Source organism: Sodalis sp. RH24, assembly GCF_047324145.1.
Classification (GTDB): domain Bacteria; phylum Pseudomonadota; class Gammaproteobacteria; order Enterobacterales; family Enterobacteriaceae; genus Acerihabitans.
Map to the genome: position 1 here is coordinate 4259869 of NZ_CP178729.1, position 22903 is coordinate 4282771.

The 22903-nt window shown below is 54.1% G+C and carries 18 protein-coding genes, 1 tRNA gene and 2 pseudogenes; 12 read left to right on the forward strand and 9 right to left on the reverse strand.

Annotation, left to right across the window (positions count from 1 at the left end; all coding sequences use genetic code 11):
- Positions 1-394: 394 nt before the first annotated feature.
- The 4 genes from uxaC (at position 395) to ACL2XG_RS19390 (ending at position 5485) form a co-directional block, all read left to right on the forward strand.
- The gene (uxaC, locus tag ACL2XG_RS19375; RefSeq protein WP_410013393.1) at positions 395-1804 is read left to right on the forward strand and encodes a glucuronate isomerase; all 1410 of its coding nucleotides are present in this window, start codon (positions 395-397) and stop codon (positions 1802-1804) included.
- An 84-nt stretch (positions 1805-1888) separates the two neighbouring features.
- Positions 1889-3340, forward strand: coding sequence for a tagaturonate reductase (locus ACL2XG_RS19380; protein ID WP_410013394.1), 1452 nt, complete (start codon positions 1889-1891; stop codon positions 3338-3340).
- An 18-nt stretch (positions 3341-3358) separates the two neighbouring features.
- Entirely contained in the window at positions 3359-4846 is a 1488-nt protein-coding gene (locus tag ACL2XG_RS19385; RefSeq protein WP_410013395.1) for a UxaA family hydrolase, read from the forward strand.
- A 96-nt stretch (positions 4847-4942) separates the two neighbouring features.
- Positions 4943-5485 carry a YgjV family protein gene (locus ACL2XG_RS19390; RefSeq protein ID WP_410013396.1) on the forward strand — a complete coding sequence of 181 codons (543 nt, stop codon included), beginning with the start codon at positions 4943-4945 and terminating at the stop codon, positions 5483-5485.
- On the opposite strand, the gene ACL2XG_RS19395 is transcribed toward ACL2XG_RS19390, so the two are convergent.
- The 3 genes and pseudogenes from ACL2XG_RS19395 to ACL2XG_RS19405 all read right to left on the reverse strand — a co-directional run.
- Complete coding sequence (locus ACL2XG_RS19395; RefSeq protein WP_413721515.1) at positions 5482-6423, reverse strand: TerC family protein; 942 nt, start codon at positions 6421-6423, stop codon at positions 5482-5484. The two genes, ACL2XG_RS19390 and ACL2XG_RS19395, sit on opposite strands and share 4 nt — an antisense overlap.
- Positions 6424-6705: 282 nt before the next feature.
- Positions 6706-7437, reverse strand: a complete 732-nt coding sequence (locus ACL2XG_RS19400) for a glutamine amidotransferase (protein WP_410013398.1) — start codon at positions 7435-7437, stop codon at positions 6706-6708.
- Positions 7438-7514: 77 nt separating this feature from the next.
- Positions 7515-8489, reverse strand: a pseudogene (locus ACL2XG_RS19405) (Gfo/Idh/MocA family protein); the annotation flags it as partial.
- Positions 8490-8701: 212 nt separating this feature from the next.
- Here ACL2XG_RS19405 and rlmG point away from each other — a divergent pair.
- Complete coding sequence (rlmG, locus tag ACL2XG_RS19410; RefSeq protein WP_413721514.1) at positions 8702-9829, forward strand: 23S rRNA (guanine(1835)-N(2))-methyltransferase RlmG; 1128 nt, start codon at positions 8702-8704, stop codon at positions 9827-9829.
- A 139-nt stretch (positions 9830-9968) separates the two neighbouring features.
- Positions 9969-10274 carry an MbeD/MobD family mobilization/exclusion protein gene (locus ACL2XG_RS19415; protein ID WP_410013400.1) on the forward strand — a complete coding sequence of 102 codons (306 nt, stop codon included), beginning with the start codon at positions 9969-9971 and terminating at the stop codon, positions 10272-10274.
- Positions 10275-10276: 2 nt separating this feature from the next.
- On the opposite strand, the gene ACL2XG_RS19420 is transcribed toward ACL2XG_RS19415, so the two are convergent.
- Positions 10277-11602: a hypothetical protein gene (locus ACL2XG_RS19420; RefSeq protein ID WP_413721513.1), complete on the reverse strand. Its 1326-nt coding sequence runs from the start codon at positions 11600-11602 to the stop codon at positions 10277-10279.
- A 630-nt stretch (positions 11603-12232) separates the two neighbouring features.
- Between ACL2XG_RS19420 and ACL2XG_RS19425 the strand changes: the two genes are divergently transcribed.
- Positions 12233-13897, forward strand: coding sequence for a methyl-accepting chemotaxis protein (locus tag ACL2XG_RS19425; RefSeq protein ID WP_413721512.1), 1665 nt, complete (start codon positions 12233-12235; stop codon positions 13895-13897).
- Positions 13898-14332: 435 nt separating this feature from the next.
- Positions 14333-14794, forward strand: a complete 462-nt coding sequence (locus tag ACL2XG_RS19430; RefSeq protein ID WP_413723561.1) for a DUF5680 domain-containing protein — start codon at positions 14333-14335, stop codon at positions 14792-14794.
- A gap of 355 nt (positions 14795-15149) precedes the next feature.
- Here the strand turns inward: ACL2XG_RS19430 and tnpA are convergent, their stop codons facing one another.
- Entirely contained in the window at positions 15150-15443 is a 294-nt protein-coding gene (gene tnpA, locus ACL2XG_RS19435) for an IS66 family insertion sequence element accessory protein TnpA (protein WP_410013404.1), read from the reverse strand.
- A gap of 302 nt (positions 15444-15745) precedes the next feature.
- Positions 15746-16387 carry a glutathione S-transferase family protein gene (locus tag ACL2XG_RS19440; protein WP_410013405.1) on the reverse strand — a complete coding sequence of 214 codons (642 nt, stop codon included), beginning with the start codon at positions 16385-16387 and terminating at the stop codon, positions 15746-15748.
- Between the two features lie 395 nt (positions 16388-16782).
- Here ACL2XG_RS19440 and ACL2XG_RS19445 point away from each other — a divergent pair, with 395 nt between their 5' ends.
- The 3 genes and pseudogenes from ACL2XG_RS19445 to ACL2XG_RS19455 all read left to right on the forward strand — a co-directional run.
- Entirely contained in the window at positions 16783-17187 is a 405-nt protein-coding gene (locus tag ACL2XG_RS19445) for a YybH family protein (protein ID WP_413721511.1), read from the forward strand.
- A gap of 97 nt (positions 17188-17284) precedes the next feature.
- Positions 17285-17791 carry an N-acetyltransferase family protein gene (locus ACL2XG_RS19450; RefSeq protein ID WP_413721510.1) on the forward strand — a complete coding sequence of 169 codons (507 nt, stop codon included), beginning with the start codon at positions 17285-17287 and terminating at the stop codon, positions 17789-17791.
- Positions 17792-17795: 4 nt separating this feature from the next.
- A pseudogene (locus tag ACL2XG_RS19455) lies at positions 17796-17924 on the forward strand (ogr/Delta-like zinc finger family protein); the annotation flags it as partial.
- Between the two features lie 205 nt (positions 17925-18129).
- Here ACL2XG_RS19455 and ACL2XG_RS19460 read toward each other — a convergent pair.
- A tRNA-Ile gene (locus ACL2XG_RS19460) sits at positions 18130-18206 on the reverse strand.
- Between the two features lie 133 nt (positions 18207-18339).
- Here ACL2XG_RS19460 and mug point away from each other — a divergent pair.
- Positions 18340-18846 carry a G/U mismatch-specific DNA glycosylase gene (gene mug, locus ACL2XG_RS19465; RefSeq protein WP_413721509.1) on the forward strand — a complete coding sequence of 169 codons (507 nt, stop codon included), beginning with the start codon at positions 18340-18342 and terminating at the stop codon, positions 18844-18846.
- A 196-nt stretch (positions 18847-19042) separates the two neighbouring features.
- On the opposite strand, the gene rpoD is transcribed toward mug, so the two are convergent.
- Both rpoD and dnaG read right to left on the reverse strand, forming a co-directional pair.
- Positions 19043-20884: an RNA polymerase sigma factor RpoD gene (rpoD, locus tag ACL2XG_RS19470; protein WP_410013412.1), complete on the reverse strand. Its 1842-nt coding sequence runs from the start codon at positions 20882-20884 to the stop codon at positions 19043-19045.
- A gap of 154 nt (positions 20885-21038) precedes the next feature.
- The gene (dnaG, locus tag ACL2XG_RS19475) at positions 21039-22787 is read right to left on the reverse strand and encodes a DNA primase (RefSeq protein WP_410013413.1); all 1749 of its coding nucleotides are present in this window, start codon (positions 22785-22787) and stop codon (positions 21039-21041) included.
- Between the last annotated feature and the right edge of the window lie 116 nt (positions 22788-22903).

The following is a 22903-nucleotide window of genomic DNA, read 5'->3' on the forward strand; positions in this document are numbered from 1 at the left end:
TTAACCCGATACCGCTTACCGCTGTTTGGACTGCCGGCAAATCGCCGCCGGAAATCCGCATCGCCCTGGCCCGTCAGATGAATTCATGACCCTGAGTGCAGTCATCTAAACAAAATGATTGAGTCCAGACTCAATGTGGCGCTACGATAACTTGTCATACAGATTTAAAAGTTGAGTGACATCACAAAAACCATTTTTATTTTAAGGGATAATAAATCGTCCCGTTAGCCGGGCGTAAGCCCTGTGGCTGACCTATATATGTTGAGTTTTTGTTGAATTTGGCAGGAAATGGTATATCAGCACCGGCAGGATCTGCATTTTCCTGCTAAATTGGTATAACACCTTTCAACATTTAAGAAACATAACTCAAAGAAATGAAGGTGAGGAGCCTGAAATGTCCCAGTTTTTGACTGAAGATTTTTTGTTGGATAGCGAATTCGCTCGCCGTTTGTATCATGATTATGCCGTGGACCAGCCGATTTATGACTTCCATTGCCATTTGCCGCCGGTACAGATTGCGGAAGATTACCGTTTCAAGAATTTGTACGATATCTGGCTGAAAGGCGATCACTATAAATGGCGCGCCATGCGCACCAACGGCGTGGCCGAGCGTTTTTGCACCGGCGACGCCGGGGACTATGAAAAATTCGAAGCCTGGGCCAAGACGGTTCCCCATACCATCGGCAATCCGCTGTTCCATTGGACCCACCTGGAACTGCGCCGTCCGTTCGGCATCACCGATAAACTGCTGAGCCCCGCCACCGCGCGGGAAATCTGGGATCGCGGCAACGAAATGCTGGCCCAGGACAATTTCTCCGCCCGCGGCATCATGAAACAGATGAACGTGAAGCTGGCCGGCACCACCGATGATCCGGTGGATTCCCTGGTTCACCACAAGGCGGTGGCCGAAGACGCCAGCTTCAATATCAAAGTGCTGCCGAGCTGGCGCCCGGATAAAGCCTTTAATATAGAAGCGGAAGGCTTTAACGATTATATGAAGCTGCTGGAAGCCGCTGCCGACACCGCCATCACCAGCTTCAGCACCTTGACCGACGCGCTGAAAAAACGTCTGGACCATTTTGCCGCCCATGGCTGTAAGGTCTCCGACCATGCGCTGGACGTGGTGGTTTACGGCGAAGCGGACGAAAACACCCTGAACGGCATCCTGGCCCGCCGTCTGGACGGCAAGCTGCCCTCCAAGGACGAAATCGCCCAGTTCCGCACCGCGGTGCTGATATTCCTGGGCAGTGAATACACCCGCCGCGGCTGGACCCAGCAATACCATATCGGCGCGCTGCGCAACAATAATACCCGCATGCTGAAACAGCTCGGCCCGGATACCGGCTTCGACTCCATCAATGACCAGCCGGTCGCCATGGCGCTGTCCCGCCTGCTGGATGCGCAGGCCCGTAACAACGCCCTGCCGAAAACCATCCTGTATTGCCTGAACCCGTCGGATAACGAAATTATCGGCACCATGATCGGCAACTTCCAGGGTGAAGGCATGCCAGGCAAAATGCAGTTCGGCCCGGGCTGGTGGTTTAACGACCAGAAAGACGGTATGGAACGCCAGATGCTGCAGTTGGCCAACCTGGGTCTGCTGAGCCGCTTTGTCGGCATGCAAACCGATAGCCGCAGCTTCCTGTCCTATACCCGCCACGAGTATTTCCGCCGCATCCTGTGCCGCATGCTGGGCCACTGGGTGGAAGCGGGCGAAGCGCCGGCGGATATCAACCTGCTGGGCGAAATGGTGAAAAATATCTGCTTTGATAACGCGAAAAACTACTTCGCCATTGAGCTTTGATTCTGGGGGCGGGCCTTAGGCTCGCCCGGTTAAAACGCTATTTTTTATTATCCGCAGCCGGGTAATTTTTAAGGTAAATTTCGCATGCAAACGCTGAATCGTCAAAACTTTCCCGGACCCCAGTACACCACGCGTGTCATCCAGTTCGGCGAGGGAAATTTTTTACGCGCTTTTATCGACTGGCAGTTGGATCTGCTTAATGAACATACCGATCTGGACGCCGGCATCGTTATCATCCGTCCAATCAATACGGATTTCCCGCCGTCGCTCAGCACCCAGGACGGCCTGTACACCACCGTTATCCGCGGCCTGAATGAACAGGGCGAAGCGGTGCGCGAGCCCAGGCTTATCCGCTCGGTTAACCGTGAAATCAATATCTATCATGAATTCGACGATTACCTGGCCCTGGCGCACGACGCCAATATCCGTTTCGTCTTTTCCAACACCACCGAGGCCGGCATCAGCTACCAGGCCGGGGACAAGCTGACCGATACGCCGCCCGCCAGCTATCCCGCCAAGCTGACCCGACTGCTGTTCGAACGTTTCAGCCATTTTGACGGCGCCGCCGATAAAGGCTGGGTGCTGGTGCCGTGCGAACTGATCGACTATAACGGCGACGCGCTGAAAGAGCTGGTGCTGCGTTACGCCCAACAATGGGCGCTGCCGGCCGGGTTCACCACCTGGCTCAATGAACACAACACCTTTTGCTCCACCCTGGTCGACCGTATCGTGACCGGTTACCCGCGTGGCGAAGTGGAAGAACTGCAGGCCGAACTGGGCTACCAGGACACCTTCCTTGATACCGCCGAGTATTTTTATCTGTTTGTTATCCAGGGACCGCAGTGGCTGGCCAAGGAACTGCGCCTGGACCAGATGGACCTGAACGTGCGCATCGTCGACGACATCAAGCCCTACAAAGAACGCAAGGTCGCCATCCTTAACGGCGCGCACACCGCGCTGGTGCCGGTAGCGTTCCTGTCCGGCCTGGACACCGTCGGCGAATCGATGAACGATAAACTGATCAGCGCTTATGTGGAAAAAACCATCGCCGAAGAAATCGTGCCGGTGCTGGATCTGCCCCATGATGAACTGACCTCGTTTGCGCAGGCGGTGCTAAGCCGTTTCCGCAACCCCTTTATCCAGCATCAGTTATTGTCCATCTCCCTGAACGGCATGACCAAATTCCGTACCCGCATCCTGCCGCAGCTGTTGTCCTATCGTGAAAAACACGGCGAGCTTCCGGCCCGGCTGACCTTCGCCCTGGCGGCGCTGATCGCGTTTTACCGCGGAGAACGCAACGGCGAAAGCTACCCGATGCAGGATGATGAAAAATGGATTACCCGTTTCAAATCGCTTTGGAGCGGCGTGGACAAAGGCGAGGTGGCGTTAAGCACCTTAGTAAATGACGTGTTGGGCGATACAGAGCATTGGGAACAGGATCTGCTCAAGGTTCCCGGCCTGGCGAAACAGGTTGAACAGCAGTTGCAGGCCATTATCGACCAAGGCATGCGCACTGCCGTTTCAGCCTATTGCTGAAAGCAAAAAGGTTAATTCATGAATATTATTAAAATTCATTCCTCAGACAATGTGGCGGTCGCCCTGCAAGACCTCGACACGAATGAAACGGTGGAAATCGGGGGCGTGACCATCACGCTGCCCCAGCCTATCGCCCGGGGCCATAAGTTTGCCCTGGCGCCCATAGGCGAGGGCGAAATGATCGTTAAATATGGTCTGCCCATCGGCCATGCGCTGAGCCCCATCGCTCCCGGCCAGCACATTCATTCGCAAAATGCCAAGACCAATCTTAGCGACCTGGATGAATATCAGTACCTGCCGGATTTCAAAACCCTGCCGGCGCAGATGCCCGATCGTGAGATTCAGATATACCGCCGCGCCAACGGCGAGGTGGGCATCCGCAACGAGCTGTGGATCCTGCCGACCGTCGGCTGCGTCAACGGCATCGCCAAACAGATCCAGCAGCGTTTTTTGAAGGAGACCTTTGGCGCCGAGGATATCGACGGCGTTCATCTGTTTACCCATCCGTTCGGCTGCTCGCAGCTGGGGCAGGATCATGAAAACACCCGCACCATGCTGCAAAACATGGTGCGCCATCCCAACGCCGGCGCGGTGCTGGTGATTGGCCTGGGCTGCGAAAACAATCAGGTCGACGTGTTCCGCACCACGCTTGGCGAGTATGATCCGCAGCGGGTGACCTTTATGGTCTGCCAGCAGCAGGATGATGAAGTGGAGGCGGGGCTGGAGTGCCTGCGCGCGCTTTACCTGGCGATGCGCGAGGATAAGCGCCAGCCGGGCAAACTCAGCGAGCTGAAATTCGGCCTCGAATGCGGCGGTTCGGACGGGTTGTCCGGCATTACCGCCAATCCGCTGCTGGGACGCTTCTCGGATTATGTCATCGCCAACGGCGGCACCTCGGTATTAACCGAAGTACCGGAAATGTTCGGCGCCGAGCGTATTTTGATGAGCCGCTGCCGGGACGAGGCGACGTTTGAAAAGACCGTGCATATGGTCAATGATTTCAAACAATATTTTATCGCCCATCAACAGCCGATTTATGAAAACCCATCGCCGGGGAATAAGGCCGGCGGCATTACCACCCTGGAGGAGAAATCCCTCGGCTGTACGCAAAAAGCCGGCCAGAGCAAGGTGATGGACGTGCTGAAATACGGGGAGCGCCTGCATGTGCCGGGCCTCAACCTGGTCAGCGCGCCGGGCAACGACGCGGTGGCCACCAGCGCCCTGGCGGGCGCGGGATGCCATATGGTGCTGTTCAGCACCGGGCGCGGCACGCCTTACGGCGGTTTTGTGCCGACGGTGAAGCTTGCCACCAACAGCGAACTGGCGGCGAAAAAGCCTCATTGGATTGATTTCGACGCCGGCCGGTTGATTCACGGCGTCGCGATGGATCAGGTGCTGGCGGAGTTCGTCGATTTAATCGTCGCCATTGCCAATGGCAAGCACACGCGCAACGAAGTGAATGATTTCCGGGAACTGGCCATATTTAAAAGCGGCGTAACGTTGTAAAAACCGGCCTGAATCCTTACTATAAGAACGGCGTTTCATAATTATGAAGCGCCGTTTTCATTTTATTCTTTCCCCAAATTACAGGAATGCCGTGCCATGAGCCTTTACTGGGTCGCTCAGGGCGTGGGGGTGTTGGCATTTTTTGTCGGCATCACCATGTTTATCAAACGTGACGATCGCAAGTTCAAACTGCAGCTCGCGCTTTACAGCTTTATCATCGGTTGCCATTTTTTCCTGATGGGCGCCAACGCCGCGGGCATGAGCGCGGTGCTGAATGCGCTGCGTACGGTGATCTCAACACGTACCCGCAGCATTCTGGTGATGTTTGCATTCATTATCCTCACCCTGGCGCTCGGGCTCTCCGAGGTCAAGCACGCCGTGGAGCTGCTGCCCATTATCGGTACGGTTATCAGCACCTGGGCGCTGTTCCGCACCCGCGGGCTGACCACCCGCTGCGTGATGTGGTGTTCCACCGCCGGCTGGGTCACCCATAATATCTGGCTTGGCTCTATCGGCGGCTCGCTTATCGAAGGCAGCTTTTTGATTGTCAACGGCATTAATATCGTGCGCTTTCGCCGTATGCAATTACGCGGCATCGACCCGTTCGCCGCGGAACATAAAGCCGTCTCGACGCGTTAACCCCCTTTACGCTGGTTAACCCAGGCGTTAATCAGCAGGGTGGCTGCCAGAATAGAGGCCACCACGCCCAGGGATATCGCCACGGGAATATGGATAATATCCACGATCAGCATCTTGGCGCCGATAAAGACCAGGATCAGCGCCAGGCCATATTTCAGCAGCGAGAAGCGTTCGGCCACGCCCGCCAGCATAAAATACATGGCGCGCAGGCCCAGAATAGCGAACAGATTGGAGGTCAGGACGATAAAGGGATCGGTGGTGACGGCAAAAATAGCCGGAATACTGTCGACGGCGAAAATGACGTCGCTGAATTCCACCAGGATCAGCACCAGGATCAGCGGCGTGGCGAACAGTACGCCGTTTTGGCGGACAAAAAAGCGCTCGCCGTGGATTTCACCGGTCATGCGCAAATGGCCGCGCAGCCAGCGTACCAGCGGTTTTTGGTCAAGCGCGGCGTCATCCTCTTTTGACCAGGCCATTTTAATCCCGGTAAACAGCAGGAAGGCGCCGAAAATATACAGCAGCCAGTCGAACCGGGTCACCAGCCAGCTGCCGCCAAAGATCATCAGGGTGCGCAGTACGATGGCGCCCAATACCCCGTAGACCAGTACCCGCCGTTGCAGCTGCGCCGGTATGGCGAAATAACCGAACAGCATTAGCCAGACAAAGACATTATCCACCGCCAGCGCTTTTTCAATCAGGTAACCGGTAAGGAATGCCAGCGCCTGCGGGTCGGCCACGGCGCGCCCCTGGGTAGTGGCGAGATACCACCAAAAGGCGGCGTTAAACAGCAGGGATAGGGAGACCCACACCACGGACCAGCAGGCGGCGCGTTTCAACGTCATGGTTTTGCCCTGGAGCAGCAGGTCGATGGCCAGCATGATAACGACCACCACGGAAAAAACGCCCCACAGCAAAGGTGTGCCAACGGTATTCATCAGGGATATCCTCAAAAAAAAACGGCTAACGTCGGAAGACGCAGCCGTTTTTTCCTGATCCAGGATGCAAACATACCTCGCCTTCCGGCAAGGTCTCACTTACAACGCAGGACAGGATTGATTCCGCTGTCCTGATTGCCCGGTAGCCGGATGCGTTGGCATCGTATTGACGACAAACCGACGAAGAAGTTACTCCCCTTTGCTAGGCGCAACATTAATGTAAAAATTTGCGACAGTCAATCTCCCGTCCGGTTAACCTCGCGCTACCCCGGACGCGCCGCGTTATCCCGCCCGCAGGCATTGCCGGACAAACGCCGCCATCAGGGCCTCGCTGTCGGGCGTATCGGCGATCCCGCGGCCGATTTGCGCCAGCTCCGGTCCGCGCATCGGCTCCTCGGCCGTCATGCCCGCTAAAAAATCATGCATCACCGCGGCGGAAAACTCCGGATGGAACTGGGTGGTGATCACATTATGGCGATAGCGCAGGATCTGGTGGGGATCGCGCGCCGATCGGGCCAGCACGGTGGCGCCCGCGGGCGGCGTGATCACGGTCTGCGAATGGATCAGATTGGCCTGGAACCGCTCCGGCAGCCGGGCGATCAACGGGTCGTTGGCGGCGGCGGGCAATACTTCGATCGCCTGGGTGCCCACCTCCATGCCGTCGGCAAGATAGTCCACCTCGCCCCCCAGCGCGTAGGCCAGCAGCTGGTGGCCGTAGCAGACGCCGAAAATCGGTATCCCGGCCGCCATCGCCCGGCGCAGCCACGCGGCGGCGAATTCGCTCCAGGCCAGCCGTTCGGTCACCATGGCCGCCGACCCGGTAATCAGCACGCCGCAATAGGCATCGGGCGTGTCGGGCCGTTCGCCGCCCGGCAGGTGGACAATCCACACCTGCCGTGGGTCCAGGTCGGTCGCCTGCAGGAACATCGTGTCGTAATTGCCGTTAGCCGCGATCACATCCGGCGGCGCGTCGCCGGTTTGCAGGATCAGAATGGGTTTGGCCGCGGTCGTCATGCCACCGTCCCCCCATCCCGGGCGTTTATCGCCAGGCCGCCGGCGCGTGCGTCAACGGCATGGCTGCTAGCCGTGGGATTATCGGCGGGAAATACCACGCCGGTCTGGCGGCGGATTTCGGTTAACAGGGCGGCGGTGGCGCGCGCATGCGCCAGACCGGCGTGCTCCACCTCGTTGTTTTCCACCAGCGCGGCAAAATGTTCCGCTTCGTAGAGCATGGTATTGATATGCTGCGGCTGGGTAAGATCCTGCTTATTGCCGCTGCGCGGCACCCAGGTGATCTGCTGGCATTCGGACATTTTTTCAATCACCATGGACCCGTCTTCCCCCTGGATTTCGCTTGGCAACGCGGTCTGGCTGACCTTTGAATGGCTAAGCGTCACGTCAAAATCGCCATAATCCAGGCACACCGTGCCGTGGCCGTCAACGCCGCTGGCCAGCAACGAGGCGGTGGCGTACAGGCGCAGCGGCTCGCCCCACAGCGCCACAGCGCTCGCCAGCATATAGAAGCCGATATCCATGATGGAGCCGTTGGAAAATGCCGGATTAAAGGTATTGGGCTGTTCACCGGCCAGATATTTCGGGTAGCGCGAGGAATATTGGCAATAGTTAAGCAACACCTTGCGCAATTTGCCCACGCGCGGCAGCGCTTGTTGCAAAGCATGAAAATTAGGCAGGCTGGCGGTTTTAAACGCCTCGAACAGCACGACGCCATTGGCGCGTGCGCAGGCAATCATGTCTTCCACCTCGCGCAGGTTGGAGGCCAGCGGCTTCTCGCAGATCACATGTTTTTTATTGCCCAGGAGCAACAACGCCTGGGAGCAGTGCATGGCGTTGGGGCTGGCGATGTACACTGCGTCTACGGCATCGGATTGCGCCAGGGCCTCCAGCGAGTCGAAATAGTACTGGACCGGATAATCGATCCCAAGTATTTGCGCCTGTGGGAGGGTGCGGGAATAGATGGCCGTCAGTTTAAGCTTGCCGCTCTCATGGGCGGCATCGATAAATTGCCGGGTAATCCAATTAGTACCTATCACAGCGAAGCGAATCATACTGAATCATTATCCTGCGCAGTGGTAAACGAAGCATCAGATTAGCACGCTAATAGTAGAAGGAAAACATCCCTGCGGGCAGGTTAACCCCGCCCGTCCGGCGTTAAATCGCCCCGATCGGCGCGGTTTTTGCCCGGCGGATGAAAAAAGAGTTTACTGCGGTGGCGTTTTCAGGGATAAACACCCCAATTTGACTGTTTCAGGAAAGGCCTATGAGCCGCTTTGACTATGCTTCCGGCACGCTGGAGCTTGACAGATATCCGCCCGGCGCGGCCGATGACAATTTACAGGCCTGGGATGCGGCGGACGAATACCTGCTGGCCCATATCGCCACCCTGGGCGCCGTCGCCGGGCCGACGCTGATTCTCAACGACAGCTTCGGCGCGCTGGCCTGCGCGCTGCGCGCCCTCTCGCCCTATAGCAGCGGCGACTCCTACCTCAGCCAGTTGGCGACCCGGCATAATGACCGGCAAAATCCCGGCGACGACGGTGAAATCCATTTTCTGGACAGCCTGTCCCCGCTGCCGGACGCCCCCGGCCTGGTGGTGATGAAAATTCCCAAGACCCTGGCGCTGCTGGAGTATCAGCTCTATGCCCTGCGCCGGGTGGCCACCGCCGCCACGCAGGTTATCGCGGCGGGAAAGGTTAAGGATATCCATAACTCCACCCTGCAACGGTTTAGCGATATCCTCGGGCCCACGCGCACGTCCCTGGCCAAAAAGAAAGCCCGGCTGATTTTCAGCCAGGTGACCGCGCCAGCGGCGGACAGTCCCGATCGGCGCTGCGTCTGGACCCTTGAGGAGAGCGGATACCAGATCCATAATCATGCCAATGTGTTTTCCCGCGCGTCGCTTGATATCGGCGCCCGGTTCTTTATGCACCATCTGCCCAAAGGGCTCGACGGCACCCTGGTCGATCTGGGCTGCGGCAACGGCGTGCTGGGTTTAACCGCCCTGGGACAAAATCCCGGGTCCGAAGTGCATTTTGTCGATGAATCCTATATGGCGGTCGCATCGAGCCGGATTAATATAGAGATTAACCGCCCCCAGGATATGGCGCGCTGCCGGTTCAGCGTGGAAAATTCGCTGGCGGGTTATGACGCCGGCAGCGTGCAGGCGGTGTTATGCAACCCGCCGTTCCACCAGCAGCAGGCGATAACCGATCACATCGCCAGGGAAATGTTCCGGGATGCGAAGCGCACCCTGCGCGTCGGGGGGGAATTACGCGTCGTTGCCAACCGACACTTAGATTATTATCATCAGATCAAACAGTTATTCGGCAACTGCACTACACTTGGTTCGAATCCAAAATTCGTGGTGTTGCGCGCGGTAAAAATCTGATGCCGCAAGCGGTTTCCGGCCTGCTTCCCAGGACGTTTTGGTAAGCATTTAGCCGGTGAAAAAAGGCGGGCACTAATGCATTTGTTGGCTATGCCGACAGTGATTATACTTCGCCAAAGGTCATTTTTAAGGAACGATTATGTTGTTGCAAGAGTTCGAAACACGGTTAAACGATGCGTTGACGGAGCTGGAGCAAAGCTTTGGCCGCCACCATAAACTGTGGCAGCTGGACCATCAGACTTTGCAGCAACAACTGGATTTGAGCCTGCGGCGCGAAGCAAAGTTGCGTGAACAAAATGCGCTACTGATAAGCCAGCTCAACAACCTGGACAGCTCGCCCGATCGCAATCCGTTAATCCACAAAATCAAAATATTAGGCACCCATATTGACGCGCTGGCCAGGGATGCGGCGGCGTTCCGCCGGTCCCTGCCCGGCGCTAATTAATGTCACGCCGGCGATGTGCTATTTTTGCCGCACCGCTTCCAGGGCCTCAAGGTCAATGATGGGTTACGGCGCAATCGTTGCCAAAAGCCGGGGGGACGGGTGGCGTTGCCGGCAACGGCGCCGCCTTCCTGCACATCATAGATCTTGCCCAGCAGTTCGAAATCATGGGTCATCCCCTGCGTATAACCGCTTTTAATCCCGTCCAGAACAAAAAACGTACGTAACATCTGGCTTGTTGCGTTGTCATCTCTCCCGAGCAGTTGCTGCAATGATTTGATATTGAGTATATAGCGTTCGGTCATCTGACGAATTTGATGCTGTTCAGATAATGCGGCGGACGGCGCCAGAGTGCATAATCTGAGAAAATTATACGTATGAATACTACAATCATTATTAAATTGAAACTGCTGGCCAAAATAGCGAATTTCGTTATCACTTGATTCGTCAATAAGAGCGTCTAATAATTTTTCTTTATCTTCATTCTCCTCTCCTGAGTCGTAACTGTCGAAGATATTAAAAACAAAACCCCTTGATTTTTTTTCCACTAAAATAGCGCTGAAATGATCACCCTGGGATAAAATACCATCTTCTCCTCTTTGCATAGATAATAAAGGCATCATCAGATAATGGCCTATAGCGAGTGTTTCCATCCTGACACGGGCAATGTGAAAACGCTTCTGCGTATCCTCCCTTAAATAAAGAGGAAAGTGGTTATTGATTCTATTCGCCTGATGTCCATAAAGTAGGGTCGGGGTACAAAAAAAATCCGTTTTCTCTTGCGAAAGTAAATAAATCATCGTTTCCAATATGATTTTTTCCACAAATACTCCCGGCGGCAGGATACATTTTAATTCCTCCGGCAGGACGAAGGTCTGTTCCAGCATGGCATGGTCGGACAACGGCGTGCCAGAATAGTGATAGTTCTCATATTCATGCAAAAATAAACGCATGCATTGGGTAAGTTTTATCTTAATGTTTGCCTCAACGTCTGCTTCGTACCACTGAAACCAGGTATTTAGCATGAACCTGAATAAATTACGCTGGCAGGTATCGGGACTTGGCCTTATCTCATGATTGCGCGCCGGCAGGCAGGGGGGCGAGTCAGACGATGCATCGACACATACGGTCAGGTAATCACTCACGAATGCATGAGGTGTGATATTGGTTGTTGGCTGATACTTAGCTCGATAAATTTCTTTAATAAAATTAATGTTTTCGGTAAATTTTTTATGATCATATAAACTAACGTCTGTGCGATTTTTTTCCGGTATCTCGCTATATGTTATATTATTGCAATATGATTTATCGTTGGCATTAACGCTGAGCATACTTTCCTCTTGAACCGATGGAATATTAATAAGTGATATATAATAGGTTTTTGTACACAGTCATGTTTTTTCATTTAGCCATTTCAGCATGGTACGAAAATGACGGCCTGTATTTTAGCCTATATCATGTTAAACGCGGTATGCCGCGCAGGGTAATAGAGTCAATATATAAATAACTGTTCTCAATAAACAAGCGTGATGCCAAAAGTAACGTCATTTTTTACCTCTAATTACAATGCCTTAAAATATACTTCCTTAGGTCACTATCAGGATGGGAACGCCTTATCAAAGATGGTATATAGTTCGATGTCTAATAATACCTTCATACAGTACATGTACGCTTTGCGCGCCTAAACGGCCATCCTGACGGCTATGGCAATACTTTTATCTTTACCTTAAACCCAATTTTAACGCCGTTGATTAATAATGCGGATAAATATTCTCCGCACTATAAACCTTGGCCTGCTTTTGCCGATGATTAGGGTATTGCCATTAACAGAAGGCATATTTTCATAAGGCCCCGTCCAGAACCTGATTTACCGGCGCCAAGAGATAAGCCGACATGCCAAGGCAACCGTCAAGAGGATGCCCGGGCAAGGAATAACAAAGAGAGCACGAAAGGAAAAGTAAATGAATATATTGAAAAATTTTAAAATCAGGTGGGTATTGGTCTTCATCCTCATTATTTTTTCGTTGCTCTGGGCAGCGGTATCGACGTTTACGCTATTTTCCTTAAATCAAGTTAATGAAACCCTGAAGCTTAGCGATAATCAACAGGTTAACGGTGACGTCATCAACGGCGCCAACGATCACTACTACCGCGCGGTCACCACGCTGGAGCGGGCCGCCAAGCAGGCCAAGGCCGGCAATAAGCAGGCTTTTGACGATGAAATGGCTGCGGTCTCGGAAGAGATGAACGCCATCGATGCGGGATTAAAACAGTTTAAAGTCATGGATCATGGGCTGCTGGAACCGGCACTGGTAGATAACATCTATAACTCATCCTTCGATTTGTTTACCAAGGGCATTCAGCCGCTCGCCCTGGCGGTGCAAACCGGACGGCTGGACGATGCCGAGCGTCAGCTCGCCGACCCGTATCTGACATTGCGCAAACAGTTCACTACCGCTATGCATTCATATAATGCCTCGATAGAAAAAATCAAGGCGGATTCGAGTATCCGCATAAACCTGCTGGTCTCCTGGTGTCAGCGCACGCTAATGGGCGCGCTACTGGCGGGAATTCTCCTTATGGTGATTACCGATCGTTACCTGGTGCGTTATCTGGTCAAACCCCTCGACACCATAAAATACTATTTCACCGAACTGGCGGCCGGGCGGCTTGATGTCGAGATCAAGAATTTCGGGCGCAACTGCGTTGGCCAGTTAATTCCGTTCCTGCTGGAAATGCAAAACAGCTGGGTCACCACGGTGACCAGCATCAGGGCCAGCGCCGAAGCGATTTACCAGGGATCAAGCGAGATCTCCATGGGGAATACCGATCTGTCGTCCCGTACCGAACAGCAGGCCTCCGCGTTGGAGCAAACGGCGGCCAGTATGGAGGAACTCAACTCGACAGTGCAGCAAAATACCGGCAATGCGCACCAGGCCAGCAAACTGGCGGAATCGGCCTCGCAAACCGCCAGGAAAGGCGGCGCCAGCGTGCAGGAAGTGGTCGCCACCATGGGCAGTATCGCCTCCAGTTCGCGGCGCATAGTGGATATTATCGGCGTGATTAACAGTATCGCCTTCCAGACCAATATCCTGGCGCTGAACGCCGCGGTGGAAGCAGCCCGCGCCGGCGAACAGGGCAGGGGATTCGCCGTGGTGGCCAGTGAAGTACGCAACCTGGCCAAACGCAGCGGCGAAGCGGCGAAAGAAATCGAGACCCTGATTAACGAATCGGTGGAACGGGTTAACGTCGGTTCAACCCAGGTGGCGCACGCAGGCGAAACCATGGAGGATATCGTAAAGGCCATCACCCATGTGACCGATATCATGAGCGAAATCGCCTCGGCTTCGGATGAGCAAAGCAAAGGCATTCAGCAAATCGGCCAGGCGGTAACTGAAATGGACAGCGTCACCCAGCAAAACTCGGCGCTGGTACAGGAATCGGCGGCCGCGGCCGCCTCGCTTGAAGAACAGGCGCGTCATCTGACCGAGATGGTTTCAGTGTTCAAGTTAAAACAGGCCGGTATCTCCGCTCCGGGCCGGCCGGTGCCGGCAGGCAAAGCGCCGCAGGCCATTGCCGGCCGCAAGACGCCCTCCAGCCAGGATGAGCATTGGCAGACATTTTAATGATGGTTTTCCTGTAATGAGATAAATACTTCGCCCGGCCTTCAGGCCGGGTTTCTTATGACTAACCAGCAAAAGGCGATTATCCTTACCGTTCCCTACTTTCTTCGTCATGACATTCTGCGGACATGCGTTTATTCGGCAAAATGCCGCTTTCCCTTCATTTAGATCCTCTTGCTTTTTCTGGTAAAAACATAAAATAAATAAATAATATGTATATTAATTATTGGCATGCGTTGCGATTTGGTAAAAGCTATATTTAAATAGACGATTTAACAAATATAATGCCTTGCTAAGACAAATAATATGATGCTAGTCTGGCGTTGTGAGGTGCTCTTTGGGTTGATGGGCAAATATTTTGATCTTTTTCTTAATATAATGCCAAGGTAGCGAATTTATTATAACGCGCCCTCTTTTCCAAGGACTTGTACAAATATAATGATTAAATTTTTAGTCGAAGCAAATAAGTTCCTCTATAAATTTCCTGATAATATCCTTATCAGGGACACCCTTAGCGGTGACATGAAAGTAATCGAGCATTGCAGTGATAATTTTATTTATCGGAATTATTATGTAGGTTACCGCTCGTTAAATGGCAAAATTTTAATACTTAAAGATAATAAGCCCATTTGGATCATGACATACGAAGGCGGGGTAATCAATCATGAGGATTCAGACGATTCTGTCAGGAAAATCTATGCGTTTGTCAGGCAAAACCTGGCAAGGTCGACGCTTGAACAGCCTATCCGGGGCCCATCCGAATTCCAGGATGGCAAAATGATCTATAACAATCGTTTTTTTGGTACCATTAATAAGTTTAACGGCACCGAAACCGTTACGTTGGGTAACCTGCGGTTAATTTATAGCCTGAGCTACTCGGGCGGCGATGTGATATATTAGCCCGGCGTTAATCCGCCGCTGACCAAGCCCTTGTTCATGTTACGGGGGCTTTCTATCCTGCTGCGATACACAGTTTCTTTACTCTTATTATTAACCTTCCCATGCGCTATTCTGCAAAGGCAATTCCCAGGCATGCGGCGACCACCCCGGCGGCCGGAAACAGCCAATTTCAGCTAAGTTGCTTTACCGCCATCGTATAAAACAGCCTGTCTTGAGCGCTATCCGCGTTACCCATCGGGTAAGTCGCCTGCTTACCGGTTATGAGGTAGCAATGGCAGTGGCCGAACCGTACTTTTGCAACCGCAGGCAACTGCCTGACCCCGGACGGCCGGTAAATTCCGCGGCGGCGGCGCCGTTATGCCAGGGCCAACGCTTGCATAATGGTGGTGAGCTGGCCGGGATAACAGCTGACAGAACAGCCATTGGGCAGGTGCAGGGTCACGGTATTGGGGTCGTCTCTTAAGAGCTCGGTGCGCCCGGCCGCCCCGATATTGCCTTTTTCCGCGTCAAACTTGTTTTTATTTAACCAATAATAAAAGGTACTTAACGTCAATTTTTCGCGCGCGCAATAGTCCTGTTTGGACAATCCGCTGAGCAGCCATGCCTGGATATGATGCAGTTGCACAGTCAGGGGATACCGGTTTGCCATTAATTACCTCGATAATGTATTTATAACATGTGATTGGAATTAATTATTAAATAAATTTAATAACAAAATAAATAATCATGAAAATATAATTCATTATTCTTTTTGCTTTATCGCATGATGGCGCGCTGCAACTGAATATACCATTCACATTATCGTTTGGAAATAATTTTGACAATACTAGTTCTATTTACACGGATAAGTAACGAGAACCTTTATCTTGCAGCCATGGCTTGGATGCGGCGAAAATCAGATAAAGAGCGCAGGCTGAAAAACGGCCCCTGGCGACCGCTGTTTTAGCGACATCAGAAAACGCGTAATTCCTCGTAAGAAATTATCACATGTTTTTTGTACGCCGGCCGGGAAGCTAGCCGTTGATAATAGGCTTGCAAATGAGGCAACGCCGGGCGAGGAATATCAATATCATAATAACGATATAGTACATGGCCGAACTGTATATCCGCTAAAGTCAATTCATGACCCGTTAGATAAGGATGCAGGGCTAACTGGCGTTCAGCGATAGATAAAACGGTTGCCAGCGTTTCCACCGCGCGGCCAATCGCCAGCGGATCCCGCTCGTTCGCCGCCGTGCGCACCACGCGCCAGAAAATGGGGGCGGTAAAGTTAAGCGCCACATTAATTTTTGACCACTCCGCCCACATATCCACCTGCGCCCGGCAATTCTCATCCCGCGGCCAAAAAACATCATTCCCATACCTGGCTGCCAGATACCGCAGTATGGCGCCCGTTTCCCATAACGCCGGGCCAGCGTTATCTTGCAACACCGGCACGGTGCCGTTGGGATTCATGGCTAAAAACGCCGGCGTGTGATTGCCGCCGTATTTATGGCCGATATCGTAACGCTGATAATCGAGTTGCAATTCACCGATGCACCACATCAGCGCCTGGACATTGGATGACGTTTTCCTTCCCCATACTTGCAGCATATCGCTTCACCGCCTCTGTTATTGGAGTGGATAGTTTACCTGCTGTTTGTCCGGTAATAACGTTTTTTTCCCTACTTCGGGTAGCCTTTCCCGTAATAGGCGAGGGCTGATAATGATAAGAGAGAACGAGTTAGGTGATGCCTTCGCGCATGTGGTTTGCTCCGAAACTAACGGCGTACGCATCCGCACCGCCGACCTCATAGAACAGACCCGGGCCAGGGGGATACAATTAATGCCGGAAGAGGCTAAAGCGTGCCTGATGCGAGCCGCCAGCGGGTTGAGGTTGATCGCCGAGGGGCAGCATAACACTACAGAGAAGCGTTAGCGCGCCTTTCAGGGGGCGGGTGTTAGATGTTATGGTAAATAGAAAAGGTTAATTCTCAGGGGAGTAATACATGAATTCACACCCGATCCGGCAGATCATTGCGTCATGTGATAAGGCTATCTCAGCAAAAGATTTTGACGCGCTGATGGCACATTACGCCGAAGATGCGGCGCTGGTTGTTAAACCGGGCATGATAGCCCGGGGTAAAGACGATATTCGCCGCGCTTTCATTGCCATCTCTGACTATTTCCAGGATCGGCTCATTGTGGAGCAGGGGAAAATGCAGGTTATTGAAGGCGGCGGAAATGCGCTGGTTATCATGGAAACGGTGCTTCGTTTCCCGGACGATCAGGGCGGAACGGCCGAGGCCATCCGGCGGGCTACCTATGTATTCCGCCGGGAGGGCGACGGCCGGTGGTTGTGTACTGTCGATAATTCTTACGGCACCTCCCTTCTGGATAATAATATCGTCTGAAAACAGGCAATGATGGGCAGGCGTTGCCGGGGGTGGTGTTAAATTCAGCCCCGCCGAGGATAACGAACATCATCTTTGCGGCAGTAGGGAGCGGGAAATGGACGTATTTACGGTACGCCGCGTTACCAGAAACCATGTTGGCGATTTCAGGTATGTCAGACTCGAAGCTCTCAGGCTTTACCCGGAGGCATTCGGCGCTTCATTTGCAGATGAAAGCCAGAAGCCTGATGAGTTCTTTGCTGAGCGCCTGCTGTTAAATACGGTATTTGGCGGGTTTGACCTGCATAATAGATTGCAGGGCATCATTGGCATCAGTTTCAGTACTGTGCCGAAGCTGAGCCATGTGGCCACGTTTTGGGGAATGTATGTCCGGGCTGAACTGAGGGGCAGCGGTCTTTCCAGAGCGCTTCTGGCGGCAGCACTGCAGGCGGTTGGAACGGTGAGGACGGTGAAGCTTTCCGTCGTCTCGACAAACCGTCCGGCGCAGGCGCTTTATCGTTCTGTTGGATTCAAAGAATGGGCAACAGATACCGCTGCATTATGTGTTGATGGTGTGTTCCATGACGAGCTTCTTATGAGGCTGGACTTCGCACCCGCTCCGTAACCGGGATACCACCAAAGAACATTATCACCAATGCACTAATATCAATTGCGGCCATACGTTTAAGACTATGGAAAGCATTACGAAATCCATTATGATCCCCGGCCGGGTAAATCCGGCGCCGCCCCATCCCAGGGCCAAGCAAGATGCGTTTGGTTCTGAGCCAAGCCTGCGAGAGCAGGTTTTTTTTCGCCTGCCGTTTGCCTGTTTCCGATGTCTAAACTGCGTCGTCGATGAGGCACGATATTTTCTGGTGAGACACTTTTGAGACACTCGGGTAAAACAGGAAAAATCGAAACGGGGAAGGGTGGTTGTAATAGGATGATTTATATAAGTTTTCTTGGTGGCCCCTGCTGGACTTGAACCAGCGACCAAGCGATTATGAGTCGCCTGCTCTAACCAACTGAGCTAAGGGGCCGAGTGGGCGTTGATTATAGAGTAACTGCGGTGACAGATCCATAGTGTCCCGGTTTGCTTGGCTGATTTATCGCCAATTACGCGCTATTATTGGCCGGCGTGTGTAGCGCGTTGCATTTTCAGGAGTTTTCAAGATGATAGAGGACATTCTGGCCCCGGGGCTTAGGGTGGTTTTTTGTGGTATCAACCCGGGATTGTCGAGCGCCCATAAGGGTGTGCATTTCGCCAATCCCAATAACCGGTTCTGGAAAATCATCCATCAGGCCGGGTTTACCGAGCGGCAGCTTAAGCCTGAGGAAGAACGTCAACTGCTGGATACGGGATGCGGCATTACCATGCTGGCAGAGCGGCCCACCACCGAGGCGTCCGAGCTGACGCTGGCGGAGTACCGGGAGGGCGGCAAACGCCTGATCGAGAAGATCCAGGCGTATCAGCCCACCGCGCTGGCGGTACTGGGCAAGCAGGCGTACCGGCAGGCGTTTCGGGTGAGCAACGCCATTTGGGGCAAGCAGGAGGTGACCATCGGCAAAACCGAAATCTGGGTGCTGCCCAATCCCAGCGGACTGAACCGTATGGGTTTCGAGACGCTGATCAAATCCTATCGCGAGCTGGATGCCATACTGGCGACGCGGGGCCGGTAACCCGGCCCGGTCAAGGGGCATAACCAGGCCTGGCCGCCGGATGCCCGGGCCAAACGCAGCGCCGATCGTAAGGCGAGTGCCGCGCCGCGGGGAAATAGCACGGGCATCAATCAAAAAAAAAGCCCCGCCTGTCGAGAGCGGGGCTTGTTGCGGCCGTTAACGCGCCGGGCTGGCCCGTTGCCGGGTCCTGCGGGGTTTAGTCATCCAGGAAGCTGCGCAGCACTTCAGACCGGCTGGGATGGCGCAGCTTGCGCAGCGCCTTCGCCTCGATCTGACGGATACGCTCGCGGGTAACGTCAAACTGTTTGCCCACTTCTTCCAGCGTATGGTCGGTATTCATATCAATGCCAAAACGCATGCGCAGGACTTTGGCTTCACGGGCGGTCAGCCCGGCCAGCACATCATGCGTGGCCGAACGCAGGCTTTCCGAGGTGGCGGAATCCAGCGGCAGCTCGAGGGTGGTATCCTCGATAAAATCACCCAGATGCGAATCTTCATCGTCGCCGATCGGCGTTTCCATGGAGATCGGCTCCTTGGCGATTTTCAGCACCTTGCGGATTTTATCTTCCGGCATCAGCATCCGTTCCGCCAGCTCTTCAGGGGTGGGCTCGCGGCCCATTTCCTGCAGCATCTGGCGGGAAATACGGTTGAGCTTGTTAATGGTCTCAATCATATGTACCGGGATACGGATGGTGCGCGCCTGGTCGGCGATGGAGCGGGTAATGGCCTGACGGATCCACCAGGTGGCATAGGTCGAGAACTTGTACCCGCGGCGGTATTCAAACTTATCCACCGCCTTCATCAAACCGATATTCCCTTCCTGGATCAAATCCAGGAATTGCAAACCGCGGTTGGTGTACTTCTTGGCAATCGAGATAACCAAACGCAGGTTGGCTTCCACCATCTCTTTCTTGGCGCGGCGGGCTTTCGCTTCGCCGATGGACATGCGACGGTTGATATCCTTCACCTGTTCGATGGTCAGGCCGGTTTCTTCTTCAATCTGACGCAGCTTTTGCAGGTTGCGATGGACGTCTTCATCGACTTCGCGCAGTTTTTCCGACCAAGGCTTGTTCATGGCCAGCGCCGCCTTGAACCAGGCTTCGCTGGTCTCGTTGCCGGCAAACAGCGTGACGAAGTTTTTCTTCGGCATTTTGCAGTTTTCGACGCAGAGCTTCATGATCAACCGTTCCTGGGTGCGCACGCGATCCATCATGGAGCGCATGTTGCTTACCAGGTAGTCGAACTGTTTCGGCACCAGGCGGAACTGCTTGAACACCTCGGAGAGCTTGAGGATTTCATCCGCCGACTTGGCGTGGCTGCGGCCGTTGGCTTTGATGACATTGCGCGTGGCTTCGTACTGATCGCGCAGATCGACGAATTTCTGGCGCGCCAGCTCGGGATCGATACTGTTATCGTCCTCCGCGTCGTCGTCATCTTCTTCTTCGTCGTCATCGTTGTCGGCCAGTTCGGCGGTGGTCAGTTCGGAGCCGATATGGGTCGCGGTCGGCGCCATCTCTTCTTCGGCGTTCGGGTCGACAAAACCGGTGATCAGGTCCGACAGGCGCGCTTCGCCCGCTTCGACGCGATCATATTGTTCCAGCAGGTAGGTGATTGCCTCAGGATACTCGGCAACCGAGCATTGCACCTGATTAATCCCGTCCTCGATACGCTTGGCGATATCGATTTCACCTTCACGGGTCAGCAGTTCAACGGTACCCATTTCGCGCATGTACATGCGCACGGGGTCGGTGGTGCGTCCAATTTCGGACTCCACGCTCGACAGGACCTGCGCGGCCGCTTCGGCGGCATCTTCGTCGGTGTCGGAGGTGTTTTCGGCCAACAGCAGGTCGTCGGCATCCGGTGCTTCTTCCATCACCTGGATGCCCATGTCATTTATCATCTGGATGATGTCTTCGATCTGGTCGGAGTCGACGATATCCTCCGGCAGATGGTCATTGACCTCGGCAAAGGTCAAATAGCCTTGCTCCTTACCACGAGTGACAAGTAGCTTGAGCTGTGACTGCGGGTTTTGCTCCATAAGACGGTATCCACACTTCAGATTATAATTCGGTGTTGGTCGGTGAAATTTCATCACCAACAAGAGTGCAGGCCTTTGTTTAACGCCGCAGCCCAATACGGCATCGCACAGGGCATTGCCCTGCCATTTATAGGCAATTAAGCCTCGGTGTCATTCATGTCTTTTTGGCCAGAGCCATATTCAGTGACCAAAGCTCTTTTCGTTCTTCGGTCGTCAATCCGTGCGTTCTATCGCGCGCTATCAGCTCTTCCTGACGTTGTTCCAGTATGGAGTCATAAAGGCTCGTCAGGGTATCGACAAACGTCGCTTCGATCATATCCTCTATGATCATGTGGTTCCAAATCGCCAGCGTTTCAAGCTGCGGGCTGGATTTATTATCCCGGTACAGCTCCAGCAGCTGCCCCGTGGTCAGGCCCGGCTGCGCCTGGCAGGTCTGGACTAATTCAATAAACAGCGGCACACCCGGTTGATTCGCCTGCTCCAATCCCTGTAAGGACGGGATAAGGGCCGACAGGCGCGGGTTTTGCACCAGCAATCCTATAAGTATACGCATGGTTGTGCGTTTTATCCGGGGTTGCGGCGAAATATTTGTATTGCCCGCCTGCTTCGGCAGCAGCTTTTCCAATTGGTTATCGTCCAAAATGCCCAATTTATTACCCAATTGCTGGCGCAGGTACATGCGCAGCGTTTCCCCGGGCACCTGGCTTATCAGCGGCAGCGCCAGGGTGCTGAGCTTGGCGCGGCCGTCCGGGCTGCTTAAATCCACCTGCGGCATCAGCGTCTCGAACAAAAAAACCGATAGCGGCTGCGCCTGTTCCATGCGCTGCTCAAAGGCTTCTTTGCCAATCTGGCGCACCAGGGTATCGGGATCTTCCCCGTCCGGCAGGAACATAAACCGCAGCTGGCGCCCGTCGTTCAAATAGGGCAGGGCGGTTTCCAGCGCGCGCCAGGCGGCTTCCCGGCCCGCGCGGTCGCCGTCGTAGCAGCAGATGACCTGATCCGTGGCGCGGTAGAGCAGCTGGATATGCTCGGCGGTGGTGGCGGTGCCGAGCGAGGCGACGGCATAATCAATGCCGAACTGCGCCAGGGCCACCACGTCCATATAGCCTTCCACCACCAGCAGGCGCGACAGCGCCGGGTGCTTCTGCTGCGCTTCATAAAGCCCGTACAGCTGGCGGCCTTTATGAAAAATCTCGGTTTCCGGCGAGTTCAGGTACTTCGGCTGGCCGTCGCCAAGGATGCGCCCGCCAAAGGCGATAACCCGCCCGCGCCGGTCGCGGATCGGGAACATGACGCGCTCGCGAAAGCGATCATAAACCCGTCCCTGATCGTTAGTCACCAGCATTCCGGCATCGTTCAATGCCGTGCGATCGTCCGCCGAGCGGCCAAAGCGTTTCAACACGTTGTCCCAGCCGGGCGGCGCGTAGCCGATGGCGAAATGGCTGATGATCTCCGCGCTCAGCCCCCGCTTGTCCAGGTACTGGTGCGCCGGCGCGGCGGCGGGCTGCTGCAGCGCCTGCAAATAGTAGTCGCTAAGCTTCTCCATCACCTGGTAGAGGCTCTGACGCTGGTGGCGTTCCTGCTGGTTGGGACCGGCGCCCGTCTCGGACGGCACTTCAAGGCCGTGCATGGTGGCGAGTTCCTCGATGGATTCGACAAACTCAAGCCGGTCGTAATTCATCAGGAAATCGATGGCATTGCCATGGGCGCCGCATCCGAAACAATGGTAAAACTGCTTCTCGCCATTGACGGTAAACGACGGGGTTTTTTCATGGTGAAACGGACAACAAGCGTGATAATTCTTGCCTTGTTTTTTCAGCTTCACCCGAGCGTCGATCAGGTCGATGATATCGGTGCGAGCCAACAAGTCGTTGATAAATACGCGTGGGATTCGTCCAGCCATAAGCCCTGATTGGTTAGCCTATAAACGAGAACAAGCCGCGCAATCCTTCCGGATCGCACGGCCTTCGTATGCAACTGCTAAGTCTGCGGATTAATCACGCGGTTGGGGTTTTCACC

Excerpts from the sequence above, each read along its gene's own strand:
- ACL2XG_RS19400 (WP_410013398.1), bottom strand. The coding sequence starts at position 7,437 with ATGACGACCGCGGCCAAACCCATTCTGATCCTGCAAACCGGCGACGCG.
- ACL2XG_RS19380 (WP_410013394.1), top strand. The coding sequence starts at position 1,889 with ATGCAAACGCTGAATCGTCAAAACTTTCCCGGACCCCAGTACACCACG.
- uxaC (WP_410013393.1), top strand. The coding sequence starts at position 395 with ATGTCCCAGTTTTTGACTGAAGATTTTTTGTTGGATAGCGAATTCGCT.
- ACL2XG_RS19420 (WP_413721513.1), bottom strand. The coding sequence starts at position 11,602 with ATGCTCAGCGTTAATGCCAACGATAAATCATATTGCAATAATATAACA.
- ACL2XG_RS19445 (WP_413721511.1), top strand. The coding sequence starts at position 16,783 with ATGAATTCACACCCGATCCGGCAGATCATTGCGTCATGTGATAAGGCT.
- ACL2XG_RS19395 (WP_413721515.1), bottom strand. The coding sequence starts at position 6,423 with ATGAATACCGTTGGCACACCTTTGCTGTGGGGCGTTTTTTCCGTGGTG.
- tnpA (WP_410013404.1), bottom strand. The coding sequence starts at position 15,443 with ATGGCAAACCGGTATCCCCTGACTGTGCAACTGCATCATATCCAGGCA.
- ACL2XG_RS19425 (WP_413721512.1), top strand. The coding sequence starts at position 12,233 with ATGAATATATTGAAAAATTTTAAAATCAGGTGGGTATTGGTCTTCATC.
- ACL2XG_RS19430 (WP_413723561.1), top strand. The coding sequence starts at position 14,333 with ATGATTAAATTTTTAGTCGAAGCAAATAAGTTCCTCTATAAATTTCCT.
- ACL2XG_RS19390 (WP_410013396.1), top strand. The coding sequence starts at position 4,943 with ATGAGCCTTTACTGGGTCGCTCAGGGCGTGGGGGTGTTGGCATTTTTT.
- ACL2XG_RS19440 (WP_410013405.1), bottom strand. The coding sequence starts at position 16,387 with ATGCTGCAAGTATGGGGAAGGAAAACGTCATCCAATGTCCAGGCGCTG.
- ACL2XG_RS19415 (WP_410013400.1), top strand. The coding sequence starts at position 9,969 with ATGTTGTTGCAAGAGTTCGAAACACGGTTAAACGATGCGTTGACGGAG.
- rlmG (WP_413721514.1), top strand. The coding sequence starts at position 8,702 with ATGAGCCGCTTTGACTATGCTTCCGGCACGCTGGAGCTTGACAGATAT.
- rpoD (WP_410013412.1), bottom strand. The coding sequence starts at position 20,884 with ATGGAGCAAAACCCGCAGTCACAGCTCAAGCTACTTGTCACTCGTGGT.
- ACL2XG_RS19450 (WP_413721510.1), top strand. The coding sequence starts at position 17,285 with ATGGACGTATTTACGGTACGCCGCGTTACCAGAAACCATGTTGGCGAT.
- mug (WP_413721509.1), top strand. The coding sequence starts at position 18,340 with ATGATAGAGGACATTCTGGCCCCGGGGCTTAGGGTGGTTTTTTGTGGT.
- ACL2XG_RS19385 (WP_410013395.1), top strand. The coding sequence starts at position 3,359 with ATGAATATTATTAAAATTCATTCCTCAGACAATGTGGCGGTCGCCCTG.
- dnaG (WP_410013413.1), bottom strand. The coding sequence starts at position 22,787 with ATGGCTGGACGAATCCCACGCGTATTTATCAACGACTTGTTGGCTCGC.